The 16,564-nt window shown below is 73.0% G+C and carries 12 protein-coding genes; 8 read left to right on the forward strand and 4 right to left on the reverse strand.

Annotation, left to right across the window (positions count from 1 at the left end):
- The first annotated feature begins 105 nt into the window (after window positions 1-105).
- Window positions 106-1,581: a family 43 glycosylhydrolase gene (locus tag IEZ03_RS20915; RefSeq protein ID WP_184880547.1), complete on the forward strand. Its 1,476-nt coding sequence runs from the start codon at window positions 106-108 to the stop codon at window positions 1,579-1,581.
- Here the strand turns inward: IEZ03_RS20915 and IEZ03_RS20920 are convergent.
- Genes IEZ03_RS20920 through IEZ03_RS20930 form a run of 4 tightly spaced genes read right to left on the reverse strand, consistent with a single transcriptional unit; the run spans window position 1,563 to window position 6,623 of the window.
- On the reverse strand, window positions 1,563-3,146 hold the full coding sequence (locus IEZ03_RS20920) for a glycosyltransferase family 39 protein (protein WP_184880549.1): 1,584 nt from the start codon (window positions 3,144-3,146) through the stop codon (window positions 1,563-1,565). The two genes, IEZ03_RS20915 and IEZ03_RS20920, sit on opposite strands and share 19 nt — an antisense overlap.
- Entirely contained in the window at window positions 3,143-4,099 is a 957-nt protein-coding gene (locus IEZ03_RS20925) for a glycosyltransferase family 2 protein (RefSeq protein WP_229808437.1), read from the reverse strand. Before IEZ03_RS20925 ends, IEZ03_RS20920 begins: the two co-directional genes overlap by 4 nt.
- Entirely contained in the window at window positions 4,096-5,301 is a 1,206-nt protein-coding gene (locus tag IEZ03_RS38045; protein ID WP_229808438.1) for a hypothetical protein, read from the reverse strand. The genes IEZ03_RS20925 and IEZ03_RS38045 overlap by 4 nt, the downstream gene beginning before the upstream one ends.
- On the reverse strand, window positions 5,298-6,623 hold the full coding sequence (locus tag IEZ03_RS20930; protein ID WP_184880553.1) for a hypothetical protein: 1,326 nt from the start codon (window positions 6,621-6,623) through the stop codon (window positions 5,298-5,300). Before IEZ03_RS20930 ends, IEZ03_RS38045 begins: the two co-directional genes overlap by 4 nt.
- 137 nt (window positions 6,624-6,760) lie before the next feature.
- On the opposite strand from IEZ03_RS20930, the gene glf reads away from it, so the two are divergent.
- The 7 genes from glf to IEZ03_RS20965 all read left to right on the forward strand — a co-directional run bounded on the left by glf (window position 6,761) and on the right by IEZ03_RS20965 (window position 16,471).
- Window positions 6,761-7,930, forward strand: coding sequence for a UDP-galactopyranose mutase (gene glf / locus IEZ03_RS20935; RefSeq protein WP_229808439.1), 1,170 nt, complete (start codon window positions 6,761-6,763; stop codon window positions 7,928-7,930).
- A complete protein-coding gene (locus IEZ03_RS20940) occupies window positions 7,927-10,026 on the forward strand; it encodes a glycosyltransferase (RefSeq protein WP_229808440.1) in 2,100 nt (699 codons plus the stop codon). Before glf ends, IEZ03_RS20940 begins: the two co-directional genes overlap by 4 nt.
- Complete coding sequence (locus IEZ03_RS20945) at window positions 10,023-10,892, forward strand: ABC transporter permease (RefSeq protein ID WP_184880557.1); 870 nt, start codon at window positions 10,023-10,025, stop codon at window positions 10,890-10,892. Before IEZ03_RS20940 ends, IEZ03_RS20945 begins: the two co-directional genes overlap by 4 nt.
- Window positions 10,893-10,895: 3 nt before the next feature.
- Window positions 10,896-11,678 (forward strand): ABC transporter ATP-binding protein, encoded by a 783-nt coding sequence (locus tag IEZ03_RS20950; RefSeq protein ID WP_229808441.1) that lies wholly within the window; start codon window positions 10,896-10,898, stop codon window positions 11,676-11,678.
- A 60-nt stretch (window positions 11,679-11,738) separates the two neighbouring features.
- Window positions 11,739-14,429 carry an HAD family hydrolase gene (locus IEZ03_RS20955; RefSeq protein WP_184880559.1) on the forward strand — a complete coding sequence of 897 codons (2,691 nt, stop codon included), beginning with the start codon at window positions 11,739-11,741 and terminating at the stop codon, window positions 14,427-14,429.
- Window positions 14,430-14,475: 46 nt separating this feature from the next.
- A complete protein-coding gene (locus IEZ03_RS20960; RefSeq protein ID WP_221480562.1) occupies window positions 14,476-15,537 on the forward strand; it encodes a class I SAM-dependent methyltransferase in 1,062 nt (353 codons plus the stop codon).
- A 70-nt stretch (window positions 15,538-15,607) separates the two neighbouring features.
- Window positions 15,608-16,471 carry a class I SAM-dependent methyltransferase gene (locus IEZ03_RS20965; RefSeq protein ID WP_184880561.1) on the forward strand — a complete coding sequence of 288 codons (864 nt, stop codon included), beginning with the start codon at window positions 15,608-15,610 and terminating at the stop codon, window positions 16,469-16,471.
- Window positions 16,472-16,564: the final 93 nt, after the last annotated feature.

Below are 16,564 nucleotides of genomic sequence, written 5' to 3' on the forward strand. Positions count from 1 at the left end.
TCCTCCGTGCCGCCGGTCCCGGCAAAGCCTAACCACCGTCCGGGCGATTCGCGTATGAGGGATCGTTCGCCGTCCGATGACGGTTATTGGCATGATCGGGGTGCTATGACGAGTACGGGCGGGCATTCGCGGACGCTGCTGACCCTGGCGCCGCTGGTCACCGGTGCCGCGATCAGCGCGCTGGTGGCGCTGGTCGTCGGGCTCGCCGTCTCGTGCGGGCCGTCTCCGGGCGGGACGGGCGCGGCGGCGGCGCAGGGGTCCGGCCGGCCGTCCGGGCCGCCGCTGCCGAGTCCCGCGGGCGCGCCGGCGCCGATCGACCCGCCCGGCTACTCGCCCGTCGAGCCGGTGATCGACACCGCGTTCGCCGACCCCACGGTGATCAAGGCGGACGGCACCTACTTCGCGTACGGCACGAACAACGCGGACGCCACGATGCCGGTCGCGACGGCCGCCTCGCCGACCGGGCCGTGGCGCCTGGCGCGGGGCGACGGCCTCGCCCACCTCCCGGCATGGGCCACCGAGGGGTGGACGTGGGCGCCCGAGGTCGTACCGCCGAGCGGAGGGAGCAGGTCGTACGTCCTCTACTTCTCCGCGCGCCGCAGGGACAGCAAGCACCAGTGCATCGGCGCGGCCACGGCGTCCTCGCCGGCGGGACCGTTCATCCCGCTGCGGGGCGGGCCGCTCGTGTGCCCGCTGAACCTGGGCGGCGCCATCGACGCCGCGTCCTACATCGAGGAGGACGGCACCCGCTACCTGCTCTACAAGACCGACGGCCGGGCCACGGCGGCGATCCACCTCGTCAGGCTGAACCCGGACGGGCTGGGCCTGGCCGGCGCGCCGAAGCAGATCATGGGCCGCGGCCCGGGGGAGCCGGTCCTCGTGGAGGCCCCGGACCTCGTGCGACGGGACGGCGAGTACGTGCTGTTCTACTCGGCCGGCTGGTACTTCAAGCCGAACTACCAGACCCGCTACGCGGTGGCGTCGTCGATCGAGGGGCCCTACGAGAAGGCCCCGGCGCCGCTGCAGTCCACCGGCGGGTACCGGCGGAAGATCGAGGGGCCGGGCAGCGCCGACGTCCTCGCCGGCGAGGGCGGCGACCACCTGGTGTTCCACGGCATCCTCGACTACCACGGCGGTTCGCAGGTGACCCGCGGCATGTACGTCGCCCGGCTCGGGTGGGACGGTGCGCGGCCCGCCGTCCAGGGCGTCCCGGTCCGGTACGAGGCGGAGCGGACGCGGCTGAACGGCTGCGCCTCGGCGATACCCCGGGAGCACGCGTCGGGCGGCGCCGCCGTCGGCCCGTTCGTCCGCCCCGGCTGCCGGGTGGACGTGCACGTGTTCGCGCCCGCCGCCGGCCGCTACTCGCTGAGCGCGCACTACGCCAACCGCTCCGGGCAGGACTCCGATCTCGAACTGTCGGTGAACGGCCGTGCCGCGGCGTCGCTGCGGCTGCCCGCCACGAAGGGGGCCGGATGGCAGTCCGCCGCGGCGGAGGTCCAGCTGACCGCGGGCTGGAACACCTTCGGCCTGCGGAGCCTGGGCGGCGGCCTGGGAGAGGTCGACTACTTCGAACTCCGGTAGGGACCGGTCCGCTCGAACAGGGTGAGCCAGCCGCCCGTGAAGTTCCAGGTCCCGGCCCTCCGCCAGGGGCCGCCGTCCTGCACCGCCCGCTTCCGCCGCTCGATGAGGGGGCCGTGCGGTTCGAGGCCGCGATGGTTCATCACCCACACCCTGTCCACGTCGGCGAGCTTCGGCGCCAGGTGGCGGGGGTGCACGTCGCGGCCGCCGAGATTGGCCGCGGTCACCGGATCAACGCGCATGCTGACGTCGCGGAGGCGGCCGAAGACGCCGGGGTAGGCGGCGGCGTTCCACCGCACGACGCCCCCTAGGTAGACGATGGCGTCCCCCTGGCGGGCGTGCGCGCGGATCACCTCGGCCGCCGTACGCGTGTCGTCCGGCCGGCTCTCCCGCTCGCGGATGTGGCCGTGATCGTCGAGGGACGGGACCACCAGCGCCGCCACGGCCACAGCCATGACCGCCGCCCGGACGGCGCGGCGCCGCCCCGCGGCGAGCAGTCCGGCCAGGCCCGCCCCGACGAGCAGCGCGACGGCGGGCAGGCAGAAGGTCGTGTACCGGAAGTAGAAGATCGGGTCGCCGACGAGGGAGTAGCCGAGGAGCAGGACGGTCGGCACGACGAGCCACGGCAGCGCGACGGCGGCCAGCGAGGGCGAGACGTGGGGACGGGAGCCGTCAGTCTCGGGGCGCTGTGCCCGGACGCCCGCCACGACACCGATCACCGCCAGCGCGGCCACCGGCGCGACGAGCGCGCGTCCTCCGGACAGGAACTGCACCTGTGTCCACACCACGTTCCAGGACGGCTCCGGGAGCCACTGAACCTGGTCCTTCTGGTCACGGGCGAGCAGCGCGAACGGCAGCAGCAGCGCCGTCGCCGCTCCGGCGGCCGACAGCCAACCGGCTGCCGGCCGGGCCCCGGGCCGGGCCAGCAGCAGCGTGACGCCGTGCGCCACCACCAGCAGGACGCCGTGCAGATGCATCAGGCCCAGCAGCGCGACGGCGGGAACGTAGGCCGCGAACCACCGCCACCGGTGCCGCCCGTCCCCGTCGACCGCGCGGACGAACAGGTACGTCGCCAGCACCGCCAGCGCCGCGGTCAGGGCGTAGGAGCGCCCCTCCTGAGCCCACCTTGTCGTCTGGACGCCCACCGCCCACGCGAACCCGGCCAGCAGGCCCGCCGACGTCCCGAGCCTGTTCCGGCCGATGACCGTGATGCCCGCCGCCGCGGCGGCCATCGCCAGCGCGCTCGGAAACCGCAGTGCGATCTCGCCCGTGCCGAAAACCGTGACCCACGGCTTCATGAGCACGTAGTAGAGGGCGTGCACGAGGTCCTTGTCGTGGAAGACGCGCAGCATGTCGCCGTACGAACGCGTGGTCATGGTGACCGTGGCGGCCTCGTCGAGCCAGAGCGACGGGGTTCCGATGCCGATCAGCGTGACGACGAGCGTCAGCGCGGCGGGAACGAGCGGCAGAACCCACGGGCGGGCCGGAAGCCGCGGCGCGAGCCTCCTGCCCGGCGCGCCGGCCTCCGGTGAGCCGGTCCCGTCCGCCTCCCGCCGCGTCGCCGTCATAACCGGGGGACCTCGACTCCGACCTCGCGCAGCAGCGCCGCCGTGGGCCTGGGCCGCCCGGAGAGGCCCTTCCCGATACCGCGGGCCATGGCCCGGAAGAGCACCGCCCGGTCCGAGGACGCCGCGAAGGTGCGTGCCCAGCGGCGCAGCGTGGAACCCGCGTACAGGACGCGTTCCCCCGGAGCCAGCCCGGGGCTCCCCGTGAACAGCCAGATCTTGTTGCGGACCTCGTAGAAGAAGCGGTCGCCGGGGTCGGCGTCCGTACCGCCGAACTCCCGGGTCTTGTGGACCGCGACGCTGTCCGGGCACAGCACGCCGCGGCGGCCGCGCAGCAGCCGGGTGGTGAACTCGAAGTCGTCGTTCCAGAGGAAGTAGTCGGCGACGGGGAGCCCGCGCTCGCGCACCGCGGCCGCGTCCACCAGGATGGACACGAACGACGCCGAGCGGATCGGCACACAGCCCGCGGCGCGGGCGATGCGGGTCTCGGCGGCCGTCGCGCGGGGCTTCGGGCGCGGCGTGTTCATCGGGTGGTCGCGCCCGTCCGTCCAGACCACACGGCTGGCGGCCAGCGTGGGCGGACCCTCGTCCGCCGTCGTCGCCCGCTCCCTGACGGCGAGCAGCGCTTCGAGGGCCCCGGGCTCGGGGACGGTGTCGTCGTCCAGCAGCCAGAGCAGGTCGGCACCGCCGTCCAAAGCACGGGCGATGCCGGCGCTGAATCCCCCTGCTCCGCCCACGTTGCGGGGCAGCGTCAGCAGATCCACCTCTGGGAAACGGCCTGCGACCGCCTCCGCAGTGCCGTCCGAGGACGCGTTGTCGATGACGACCACCCGGTCGGGGACGCGGGTCTGCGTCCGCAGCGCGGTCAGCGCCTCGGTCAGGAGATCGCGCCGGTTGTAGGTGACCACCACGGCCGCGACGCGTGCGCCGCCGCGCCCTTCCGGGCCCGGGGTCACGGGTTGCGCTTCCCGGTGGCGCGGCGGGCGGCGCGCTGGAGGGGCGGGGACGGCGCCGCGGCCGCCTCCAGCAGCCGCCGCAGGTTCTCCTGGACGCCGGCCATCTCGCTCTGCAGGTGGGCGAGCCCGATGCGTTCGTGCGCCAACGTCAGCTCCTCCAGCAGGTGCGCCACGACACCGACGGACGCGGTCGCGATCAGCTCCTCGGGGACGTCCCCGGGGAGCATGAAGGGCGCCGGATCCGGCGCGGTCGCCAGCTCGCCGAGGTCGCCGGCCACGTCGTATCCGGAGGCGCGCAGGGACTCGGCCAGTTCCCGGGTCCGCAACGCCGCCCATTCGTTATGACGCGCGGGAAGGCCCATCCGTGTACGGCCGGCCGCGCCGCCGGCCCCGTCCGGCCCGTAGCCGGCGAGGTGCTCGCGGACCATCCGCTCGTAGTCGCGGCGCAGCGCCGGGCCGATCCGCTCGTTGAGCCGGCGGAGCAGTTCCGCCTCGACCGCCGACAGCGGCCCGCCCGCCGGGATGCCCTCGATGTCGCACACCGCGGCGCCGATGCCGGTCAGGCCGCGGAAGCGGTCCCACAGCACGCGGGGGCTCCCGTCCGGTGGCGGCAGGGTGAGGACGTGGATCCGCTCCTTGGGCACGGCCGAAGCCCACGTCCCCAGGACGCGCACCGGATCGTGCAGCCCCCAGAACATCTCCCCGAACGGCTCCGGCGCGTCGATGCCGCGGGCTACGAGGTCGTCGACGAACCGCTCGAACGTGACCGTGTGGGCGTGCCTCAGCTGCTCCTGCCAGTCCAGGATCAGCTGCCAGCCCAGGTCGTGGGTCGCGAACACCACGTGGACCTCGGCGGGCTCCAGTGCCGCCACGACCCGCGCCACCTGCTGCTCGGTCGCCCCGGCCAGCAGGCCCTGGGAGAGGACGGCCGCGTGGCCGTCCCACTCGCGGATCCGCTGGACGACCCGGTCCCACGCGCCGTCCCAGTCCGGTTCGCGCCGGCCGCCCCAGCTCATCTCGCGCAGGTCCATGACGGCTGCGAAGTGCTCCTGCGGCCCGGCCAGCGGGTAGCAGACGCCCGTGTCGCCGAGCCGCCGCCGGTTCGCCCACAGGGCCCGGGGCAGGAAGGACGTCCCGGCGGCGGGCGCCCCGACGTGCAGGTAGACCGACTTCACCGGCCGCTGGTCCATGGGGGAGCTCATCTCGTTCTCGTCTCTGCGTCGGACCGTTCCGCCCTGTTCTGAATCCTCCGATAGGCGCCGCGAAGCCGCCGCGCCGCCGGATACCGGTCGCTCGCGCTCTGCACCGCCCGCCGGACGAGGGGGGCGGCGTCGTGCGCGAGCCGGTCCGTGGTGTCCAGCAGGTCGGCGGAGTCCTGCCGGAGCATGTCCAGCCGGTCACCGACCGGCGTCCGCGCGCCCGGCTGCGATCCGGCGCGTTCCTCCCGCTGCCGGACGCGCTCCAGCAGCGCCGCGATGGCGTCGATGCCGGCATCGGCCATCTCCGGCCAGCGCGGCTCGTCGGGAGGCGGCGCGGGCGCCCGCCCGACCGCGGGGCCGGACGGGGGCAGGGGCATCAGCTCGTACAGGTCGCCCACCACGTCGTAACCGGCCGCGCGCAGCGCCTCGACGGTCTCGATGGACCGCTCGGTCGCCCACGGGACGTGCTCGGCGGGCAGCTCGATCCGCGTGGCGGACGTCCGCGCCGCCAGCACCTGCTGGGCGAGGAAGAGCTTGACGTCCTCGTTGTACTGGTGCCAGCCGACGCGTTCGCCGAGGGCGTGGTTGATCCTCAGCAGGAACTGGGTCTCGGCCAGGCCGAGCGACTGGTTGGCGAACGTCCGGGACAGGTCGTAGTCGTCCGGGACGAGGCCGGTGGCGGCGCAGAAGCGCCGCCAGAGCAGGTCGTGCGGGGCTCCCGGACGCGGCAGCGTCACGACGTGGACGCGTTCGGGCGGCAGGCCGGCGCCCCAGCGGCCCAGGACCGCGACGGGGTCCTGCAGCCCCCAGAACAGCCGCGCGCTCTCGAACGTGCGCCAGTCCCGCCGCCGCAGGGCCGTCACGAACTCCTCGAACGAGCTGGTGAACCGGTTCTTGACGTCCTCCTGCCAGTGCGCCGGGATCTGGCGGCCGAGGTCGCGCACGGTGAAGACCACGTGCACGTCGGCGAAGTCCAGGTCGGCGAGCGCCTGCCGGACGTAGGCGGGCCGGGCGGGCGCGAACAGCTCCTGCGAGATGATCACGTTTCCGGCGAAGTCGCGGGCCTCGTCGACGAGCGCCCGCCACGCCCCGGGGATCCGCGGGTCAGAAGCACCAGGGAAGAACGTCCGCCGCAGGTCGAAGGCGGCTCTGACGTGGGAGGCGAAGTCCGTGCCCGGGTAGAGGACGCCCCGCTCGCGCAACCGGTGCCGGTTGTGCCACAGGACGTGCTGCAGGAACGTCGTACCGCTCTTCGCGGCCCCGACGTGCAGGAAGACCGCGGGCCGCGCACTCGGCGCCGCGCCGCCGGGAGTGGGTGGGGCCACCGCGAACCTTGGATTCCTCCGCCGGTACCGAACGAACGCCGGGTATCTTATCCGCATTCCAGACACCTGGACCGGTCGGTGTTCCCCGCGCGCCCCGGTCGTTCGCTCCCCCCGCACGGATGGATGGTCGCCGTCCAGTGAATGTTGATCTCGTGGTGGCCGGCGCCGGATTCTTCGGGCTCACGGTCGCCGAACGGTGCGCGGCCGAACTCGGCCTGCGCGTGCTGGTGCTCGACCGGCGCGGCCACATCGGCGGCAACGCCTACAGCGAGGCCGAGCCGGAGACGGGCATCGAGGTCCACCGGTACGGCGCGCACCTGTTCCACACGTCGAACGAGCGGGTGTGGGAGTACGCGAACCGCTTCACCGCCTTCACCGGCTACCGGCACCGGGTGTACTCGACGTTCAAGAACCGCGTCTACTCGATGCCGATCAACCTCGGCACCATCTGCGAGTTCTTCGGCCGGGCCTTCACCCCCGACGAGGCGCGGGCGCTGATCGCCGGGCAGGCCGCCGAGGTCACCGCGCCGGCCAACCTGGAGGAGAAGGCGATCTCGCTGATCGGCCGGCCGCTGTACGAGGCGTTCATCCGCGGGTACACCGCGAAGCAGTGGCAGACCGATCCGCGGGAGCTGCCGGCGGAGGTCATCACCCGGCTGCCCGTCCGGTACACCTTCGACAACCGGTACTTCAACGACACCTACGAGGGCCTGCCGGTCGACGGCTACACCGCCTGGCTGGAGCGGATGGCCGACCACCCGCGCATCGAGGTCCGGCTCGGCACCGACTTCTTCGACCTGCGCGACGACGCCGTCGGCAGCGTCCCCGTCGTCTACACGGGGCCGCTGGACCGCTACTTCGACTACGCCGAGGGCGAGCTGGGGTGGCGGACCCTCGACTTCGAGATGGAGGTCAAGCCCACGGGCGACTTCCAGGGCACCCCGGTGATGAACTACGCCGACGAGGACGTCCCCTACACCCGCATCCACGAGTTCCGGCACTTCCATCCCGAGCGCGACCACTACCCGCCGGACCGGACGGTCATCATGCGGGAGTACTCGCGGGCCGCCGCGCGTGACGACGAGCCGTACTACCCGGTCAACACCGCCGCCGACCGCGCCCGCCTGCTCGCCTACCGCGACCTGGCCGCCCGGGAGGACGGCGTGCTCTTCGGCGGGCGGCTCGGCACCTACCAATACCTCGACATGCACATGGCGATCGCCAGCGCGCTCAGCATGTTCGACAACAAGCTGCGTCCCCATTTCGCCGGGGTCTCGCGTCAAACAAGCGGAGGTGTGGACGAGTGAGCCGACCCGACGAGAGCGGGCCCGCCCCGGACGAGCGCGGGGGCGAGAGCGGGGACGGGCGCGGGGAGCTGCGCGTCCTCCAGCGGGTCGTGATGCCCGTGGACCGCGACCTCGACGTCCTCAAGCTCTACGTCGAGGGCGAGATCGCCCGCGGCGCCGAGGCGGTCGCCGCGGAGACCGCCGTCGAGGCGGAGCTCCTCGCCGGGCCGGCCGAGGACGTCGGCCGCCGCAGCGTCGTCGTGCCGGTCGGCCGCCGCGTCTCGTTCGCCACCTACTTCAACGCGTTCCCGGCCAGCTACTGGCGCCGCTGGACGTCGGTGGACGAGGTGGTCCTGCGGGTCCGGGCGCGCGGCCAGGCCACCGTCATCGTCTACCGGTCCAGCGCGAAGGGCCACGCCCAGCGCGTCGGCTCCGTGCGGATCGACTCGGCCACGTCCCGCGAGGAGACGTTCCGGCTGACGCTGAGCCCGTTCATCGACGGCGGCTGGTACTGGATGGACGTCCTCGCGGGCGAGACCGAGGCCGTCCTGGAGCGCGCGGACTGGTGCGCCGGCCAGAGCGCCGCGGAAGGCGTCGGGCAGGGCCGGGTCAGCCTCGGCATCACCACGTTCAACCGGCCGGAGTTCTGCGTCGACCAGCTCCTGGCGCTCGCCCGCGCCCCCGAGGTCCTCGACATCGTGGACGACATCTACGTCGTCGACCAGGGCACGCAGCGCGTCCGCGACGACGGGAGGTTCGGGCGCGCCGAGGCCGAGCTCGGGCCGCGGCTCCGGCTGATCGAGCAGGGCAACCTGGGCGGCTCCGGCGGCTTCTCCCGGGCGATGGACGAGACGCTTCAGGCGGGCAGGAGCGACTACGTCCTGCTCCTCGACGACGACGTCGTCACCGAGACCGAGGGCGTCCTGCGCGCGGTCGCCTTCGCGGACTTCGCCCGCACCCCCACGATCGTGGGCGGGCACATGTTCAACCTGTTCGCCCGGTCCCAGCTGCACGCCTACGGCGAGACCATCGGCCGGTACCGCTGGTGGTGGGAGGAGGCTCCGCACACCAAGCGGGAGCACGACTTCGCCGTCCCGCCGAGCCTGAACCCCCGCGCGAAGACCAGCTCGGGGAGCCTGCGCCAGACGAAGTGGCTGCACCGCCGGGTGGACGTCGACTACAACGGCTGGTGGATGTGCCTCATCCCCGTCGACGTGGTGCGCAAGGTCGGCCTGTCCATGCCGATGTTCATCAAGTGGGACGACGCCGAGTACTGCGTCCGCGCGGGCGAGGCGGGCTTCCCGACCGTGTCGCTGCCCGGCATGGCGGCGTGGCACGTCCCATGGCAGGACAAGGACGACGGCATCGACTGGCAGGCGTACTTCCACGAGCGCAACCGGCTCGTCACCGCGCTGATGCACTCGCCGTACGAGCGTGGCGGCAACCTCGTCAAGGAGAGCTACATCATCTCGGTCAAGCACGCGCTGGCCATGCAGTACTCGACCGCCGAGCTGATGCTGTCGGCGATCGAGGACGTGCTGAGCGGGCCGGAGCACATGCACGCCGGGATCGCCACGAAGCTGTCCGAGATCACGGCGTTCCGGGCCGCGTTCCCCGACGCCCGCAACCGCGGCAGCCACGAGGAGTTCCCGCAGGTCCGCGCGACCAGGCCGCCCAGGCGGGGACGCGGGTTCAAGCCGCCGCGCGGCACGGTCGACGTCCTCGCCAGCGCGATGCGCGGCACCATCAAGCAGCTGCGTCCCGTCGACCCCGGCGCCCGCGCGAACCCGCAGGCGGTCGTGCCGCACATCGACCGGCACTGGAGCCTGCTGTCGCAGGTCGACAGCGCGCTCGTCTCCTCGGCCGACGGGACGAAGGTCGCCTGGTACCAGCGCGACCCGGAGCGCTTCAGGCGGATCCTCGCCCGGACGTCGCTGCTGCACGCGCGGCTCAGCCGGGAGTGGCCGGAGCTGAGCGGCCGGTACCGGGCGGCCATGGCGGAGCTGGCCGCACCGGAGGCGTGGCGCACGACGTTCCAGGCCGCCGCGGGCACCGGGGACACCGCGAGCACCGGTGACGCCGGGAGCACCGGTGACGCGGAGGGCGAACGGGCATGACCGTCACGCCCGTCAGCGCGGACGACGGACTCCGCGCGCCCGGCGGCGACGGCGGCCTCCGCCGGACGCTCCAGAACAAGTACCTGCTGCGCCTGCTGGTGCGCCGGGAGCTGCGGGCCCGCTACAAGGGGTCGCTGCTGGGGCTCGGCTGGTCCTACGTGCGGCCCGCGGTGCACTTCTCCGTCTACTTCTTCGTCATCGGCGTCTTCCTCGGCATGGACCGCCAGATCGAGGACTTCCCGATCTACCTGTTCTCCGGGATGGTCCTGGTCCACCTGTTCACCGAGACGCTGCACTCGACGACGCGTTCGGTGACCGGCAACGCGCCGCTCGTGCGCAAGGTGTTCCTGCCGCGGGAGTTGTTCCCGACGGCGTCGGTGCTCGTCTCGCTGGTCCACTTCCTGCCGGGCCTGACGATCCTGCTGGGCGCGGCCGTGGCCGCCGGGTGGCGTCCGTCGCCGGAGGCGTTCGGCGCCGCCGCGCTCGGGTTCGCGATCGTCGCCGTGCTCGGCTTCGGCATCGGCCTGCTGTGCGCGGCCGTCAACGTCCTCTTCCGCGACCTGGAGCAGGCCGTGGACATCCTGATGATCGTCGTCACCTGGTCGGTGCCGATGATCTATCCGTGGACGCACGTCCAGGCGCAGGCGCCCGGCTGGGTCCTGGACGTGTACCTCGCGAACCCGCTCGTCAGCGCCGTGTCCCTGTTCCAGAGGGCGTTCTGGCGCCCCGGAGCCGACGGGGACTTCGCGTTCCCGCCCGACCTGTACGCCCGCGCGGGCGTCTCCCTGGCGGTCAGCGTGCTCGTGTTCGCCGCGGGACACGCGGCGTTCGGGCGCATGCAGAAGCGTTTCGCACAGGAGCTGTAGCCGTTGACCCCCTCCATCGTCATCGACCGCGTCACGAAGAACTTCACGCTGCGCCACGCGCGTTCGATCAAGGAGATGAGCGTCCGCGCGTTCCGCGGACAGAGCCTCTCGGACCGGTTCCGGGCCCTGGACGAGGTGAGCCTCACCGTCCACCAGGGCGAGACCGTCGCGCTGATGGGCCTCAACGGCTCCGGCAAGAGCACGCTGCTCAAGCTCATCTCCGGGGTCATGCAGCCGGACGAGGGGTCGGTGCGCGTCCGGGGCCGCGTCGCCGGGCTGATCGACGTGGGCGCCGGGCTGCACCCCGAGCTGACCGGCCGGGAGAACGTCTTCCTCAACGGCGCGATCCTCGGCATGTCCCGGACGGAGATCGAGCGGAAGTTCGACGCGATCGTCGACTTCTCCGGCGTCGAGCGCTTCCTGGACGACCAGGTGAAGTTCTACTCGTCCGGCATGTTCATGCGGCTGGCGTTCTCGATCGCGGCGCACACCGAGCCGGACGTCTTCCTGATCGACGAGGCCCTCGCCGTCGGCGACCCGCCGTTCCGCGAGAAGTGCCTGGACCGCATCCGCGAGCTGCGCGGCGAGGGCCGCACGATGGTCGTCGTCGCCCACGACATCCGCATGCTCGTCGGGCTCTGCGACCGGGGCGTCACCATGCGGCAGGGCCGGCTGATCTTCGACGGGGACACGGAGGGGGCCGCCCGGCTGGTGCGCGAGGACCGCGCCGCCCGCCGCGCGGCAGGCCGTACGGCGGGCGCCGCGAGGGGCGAGGGCCGTGGATAGGGTGACCCGAGCCGCGGCCGGGGGCCGCGGCCGCACGTGCAGGAACAGGGGAGAGGCGCGGTGTTGACCAAGCAGGAGAGCGGATACCCGTTGCTCGACAACGTCCACCGCATCATCGCCGACCGGACGTGCTCGGTGCTGTCCCTCGACATCTTCGACACCGTCCTGTGGCGCCGGGTGCCGCGTCCCACGGACACGTTCGCCCTGCTCGCCTCCCGGTTGCGGGACGCGGGGCTGAGCCCGCCGTGGGTGACGGACGCGACCCTGCGCCGGATGCGGATCGCCGCCGAGCGCGACGCCCGCCGCAGCCGCGACGCGCTCGGCACCGAGGTCTCCCTCTTCGACATCTGGCGCGCCATGCCGGACGGGGTCTTCGGGGCCGCGCCGCTGGAGCGGCTCGTCGAGGCCGAGGTGGGCCTCGAACGCGAGCTGACCGTCGTGGACCTGGACGTCGCCGAGGTCGTGCAGGCCGCCCGGAAGCAGGACGTCCCGGTGGTCCTGGTGTCCGACACCTACTTCACCGAGGAGCAGCTCGCGCGGCTGCTCGACCGCCCGGAGCTGGGGCCGACGGAGGGCGTCCGGATCTTCCGGTCGAACCAGCACGGCACCGACAAGGCGTCCGGGCTCTGGGAGATCGTGCTGCGCGACCTGGGCCGCAGCCCGGAGCAGATCGTCCACATCGGCGACCACGAGATCGCCGACCACGAGGTACCGGCCAAGCTGGGCGTCCGCACCGTCCACTACCGCCGGCTGGACGAGCCGTACCTGGAGGTGCTCGAACGCGAGAAGGAGCCGGTCGAGGCCTTCGGCGACCACGCCCCCGGCCTGGACGAGCGCGACGGCGACTTCGGCCTCACCAGCCTGCGCGCGAAGGCCGTCCACGCGGGCGTCCCGTTCAGCACCTCGGCGCTGGACGTCGCGTACCGGTACGGCGCGGGCGTCCTCGGCCCGGTGCTGACCGGCTTCGCCGAGTGGGCGGCCTGGAAGGCGCACGAGGCCGGGACCCGCCGGCTGTGGTGCTCGATGCGCGAGGGCGAGCTGCTGTCCCGGCTGATCAACGAGGCGGCGCGGGCCCGCGGCTGGGACGTCGAGGCGAAGCCGGTCTGGCTGTCGCGGTTCGTGACGTCGCTGGCCGGTCTCGATCCGTACGACACAGACGCGGTGCACGCCTTCATCCGCACCGGGTACCGGCTGACCGTCCGGCAGGCGCTGGCGGTCCTGGGGCTCCAGCCGGGCGACGTGCCCGGACTCGCGGCCGAGCTGGACACCGTCATCGACAACGGCGACATCGCCGACCGGGTCGCCCGCACCCTCACCGAGACGCCGCACCTGTGCAACCGGCTCGCGGGGACGGTCACCGCCGTCCGGGAACGCCTGATCAGGTCGCTGCGGGACGCGGGCGCGCTGGACGGGGCGGCGGAGGGCGGACCGGCCGGCGGGGAGCTCACGCTGGTCGACCTCGGGTGGGGCGGCACGATCCAGCGGCTGCTCGCCCGCGCCCTGCACATCGCGCGCATCGACGTCCGGGTGTCCGGGCTCTACCTGGCCACCGACGACCGCGCCGAGCGGGTGTACATGGCGGGGCTGCGCGCCGAGGGGTACCTGGCGCAGGCCGGGCATCCCGCGCACGTCGCGGGCACGGTGACCCGCAGCCCCGAGATCGTGGAGCAGTGCGTCAACGCGCTGTGCGGGTCGCTCGTCGGCTTCGCCGAGGACGGCGCCCCGGTCCTGGCGGAGACGTCCGACTCGCCGTCCCAGAACGCCGAGCGCCGGACGGTGCAGGACGGCATCCTGGCGTTCCAGCACACGTGGAACCGGTACGTGGAGGCGTCCGGCGGCACCTGGCCCGACCTCGCCCGCCCGCGGGCGGCCCGGGAGCGGCTCGCGCAGATCCTGGTGGCCGCGCTGGAGTCGCCCACCCCCGACGAGGCCGCCGTCTTCGGCAACTGGACGCACGAGGACAACTTCGGCTCCTCCGAGGTCACGACCCTGCTGCCCGCCGACCTGGAGCCCGCCGTCCCGTACCTGTCCCCGGGCGACCTCGACGACCTCGGCATGCGGGACTCGTTCTGGCCGGGGCTGATCGCGGCGTCCGACACCGGCCTCGGCGCCATGACGCGGGCCATCGCCGCCGGCGCCATCGACCGGGAGGCGTTCGACCCGGCCGGCGAGCCGTTCGAGACGCGGCTGCGGTATCGGACGTCGGACGACCGCTGGCACGAGCCCGTCCGCCGCCGCGTCAGGATCAACCACAACGGCCTGTCGTTCGCCCGGCTCGCGTTCGAGCACCACGACACGGTCGACATCTCGCTGGCGATCCCCGGGCGTCCCGCGATCGTCCGGGTCGACTGGATCGAGGCCCGGGTGACCGCGGGCGGCCGCGACCGCGAGCACGTGCTGCGCTGGGACAAGCCGGAGGACTTCGTCGGCCTGCACTACGCGGACTGCCGCTACCTCGGCGGCAACCTCATGGAGTTCGACACCTTCTACGCCGCGGTGTGGCTTCCGCTCGCCCGCCGCGCCGGGGTGCCGGCGGTGTCGTCCGGGCAGGTCACCGTCGCGTTCGCGATGCTCCCCCAGTCGATGACCGGCATGGCGCCGCGGATGCCGGTCGACCGGAGGGCCGAGCGGTCCGCCCGGGCCGCGCGCCTCACCGAGCGGCTCCGCGAGGAGTACCGGTCGGCCGGCGTCAAGGGCGTCGCGGCCGGTGCGGGACGAGTGGCCAGGAGGAAGATCGGTGACACCCGATGAGTCCGCGTCCGCGACGAGGCGGGCGGCACACCGGTCAGGGGCCGCGGTGACCGGATCCCCCGCGGATCCGCACGCGCAGGCCCGCGCCGCGCGGGAGCAGCCGCTGCTGCTGCACTCGATGGCGGTCTTCCGGGAGCTGTTCGAAACGATCTTCCGGTGCCGGGAGATCGGCACGGTCATCGAGGTCGGGGTGGAGTCCGGGCAGGTCAGCTCCATATATGCCGACCTGGGCGCGACCGTGCACTGCGTCGAGCCCGACCCCGGTGAGGAACTGCGCGCCGTCCTCGCGGGCGACCCGAGGCTGCACCTGGTGGAAGGTTCGTCTCCCGCGGTGCTCGGCGAGCTTCCGGTGGGCGACCTCTACGTCCTGGACGGCGACCACAACTACGCGGTCGTCCGCGCCGAACTCGCGTGGATCATGGAGCACGCTCCCGGGGCGGTGGTCGTCCTCAACGACCTGCTGTGGCCGTGCGGGCGCCGCGACTTCTACTACCAGCCGTCTCCGCTGCCGCCCGGGGACCGGCACCCGGACACCGCGGACGGCCCGACGGTCTGGCACGACGACGTCACCCCGGCCGGGTTCGTCGGCGACGGCGCCTTCACGTTCGCCGCGCACGCGGGCGGCGAACGCAACGGGGTCCTCACCGCCGTGGAGGACGCGCTGGACGAGGCCGGCGGCGGCTGGCGGCTGGAGATCGTCCCGGCCGTGTTCGGATTCGGTGTCCTGGCCCGGACGGATGCACCGGGCACAGCGGACATCTTCGACGCGCTGCGGCCCCTGACGTCCTCCGGGCTCCTCGCGGCCATGGAGAACAACCGGATCGCGCTTTACACCCGCGTCCTGCAACTGCAGTACGAGCTCACGGCCCGCAGGGACGAGGCGGACCGGCTCGCCGAGACCGTCGGCGCGCAGCAGCGGGAGATCACCCGGCTGAAGTCCGAGCTCGACGGGGCGACGGCCGACAACGCGGCCCTGCGGCAGGACGTGGAACGCCTGCGCGCGGCGCCGCCGGCGCCCGTTCGGGACCAGGAGCTGGGCGAGGCCGTGTCGCAGCTGGGGCGGGCGCTGTCGGCCCGCATCCGGGGAAGATCCGGGCCGCTGCGATGACGTCCGCGATCCCCGGTGGCATCTCTGAGAGGGGCATCTGCCAATGACGGACTACGTATCGACCGTGGCCATGCATCAGGACACGTGGGGGACGTTCCTCGAACCGGACCCCGCCCTGGCCGACGTCGAAGACCTCCACGGCGCCCTCGGCATGCGGATCCGGGGCGGTCACCGCGCCGACCTGAAACTCTTCGCCGGCAAGAACACGGTCTTCGACCGGACCGCCGCCCGGATCGAGAGCATGGACCTCGCCTACGAGGACCACTGCAGCGCCTACCACTACTTCGATCTCTTCCGCCGTGCGGAGCAATGCCACGGAGAGCTGACCCGGCTCGTCGACCTCGGCGTCTACATGGGCGGCTCGTCCATGATCCTCGGGGGCTGCGTGGAGCCGATGGGGCTCGAACTCGACCTCGTCGACGTCAACGCCGCCTACCTGCGCTTCACCCACGAGAGGCTGCGGCGCGCCTTTCCCCGCGCCATGAACCGGGTCCGCATGTTCCAGGGCGACCTGCCGACCTACGTGGCGCGCGTCCTCGATGCCGAGCCGGGGGCACGGACGATGGTCCACCATGACGGCGCGCACCGGTTCGACCAGGTGGTCCGGGATCTGAGCGCGCTGTTCTTCGTCCGCGACCGCGTCCACGGCCTCGCGATCAAGGGCACGCACCTGCGCGGGAACATCGCGCACCTCAACTTCGTGGACGCCGCCGTCCACGCCGTGTTCGGGGCCGGGGTGAAGTACGAGCCGCTCGGCGCCAAGTTCCCGCCGGACGCGCCGGTGACCGTCCCCAACCGGTGGGACGGCAACTACTTCCTGGCCGGGCAGCCGGAAGGCATGCACATCCCGTTCGACAGTGTCGAATGGAAGTACCCGCACCCCATGATGGAGCTGGACGACTTCATGCCGGTGAAGGCACCTCCCGCCGGATGAGGCGGCGCGGCCGGACACGCCGGAAGGGGGTGGCCGGATGCGGTCACGGACTGGTGCCGGGGTGCCCGATCTTTACCGCAGGTGGACTTGGTG

Origin of the sequence: Actinomadura livida (assembly GCF_014648675.1) — a bacterium.
Classification (GTDB): Bacteria; Actinomycetota; Actinomycetes; order Streptosporangiales; family Streptosporangiaceae; genus Spirillospora; species Spirillospora livida.

Bases quoted from the DNA above. Each gene is read 5' to 3' on its own strand.
- IEZ03_RS20915 (WP_184880547.1), top strand. From the start codon at position 106: ATGACGAGTACGGGCGGGCATTCGCGGACGCTGCTGACCCTGGCGCCG.
- IEZ03_RS20920 (WP_184880549.1), bottom strand. From the start codon at position 3,146: ATGACGGCGACGCGGCGGGAGGCGGACGGGACCGGCTCACCGGAGGCC.
- IEZ03_RS38045 (WP_229808438.1), bottom strand. From the start codon at position 5,301: ATGAGCTCCCCCATGGACCAGCGGCCGGTGAAGTCGGTCTACCTGCAC.
- IEZ03_RS20945 (WP_184880557.1), top strand. From the start codon at position 10,023: ATGACCGTCACGCCCGTCAGCGCGGACGACGGACTCCGCGCGCCCGGC.
- IEZ03_RS20965 (WP_184880561.1), top strand. From the start codon at position 15,608: ATGCATCAGGACACGTGGGGGACGTTCCTCGAACCGGACCCCGCCCTG.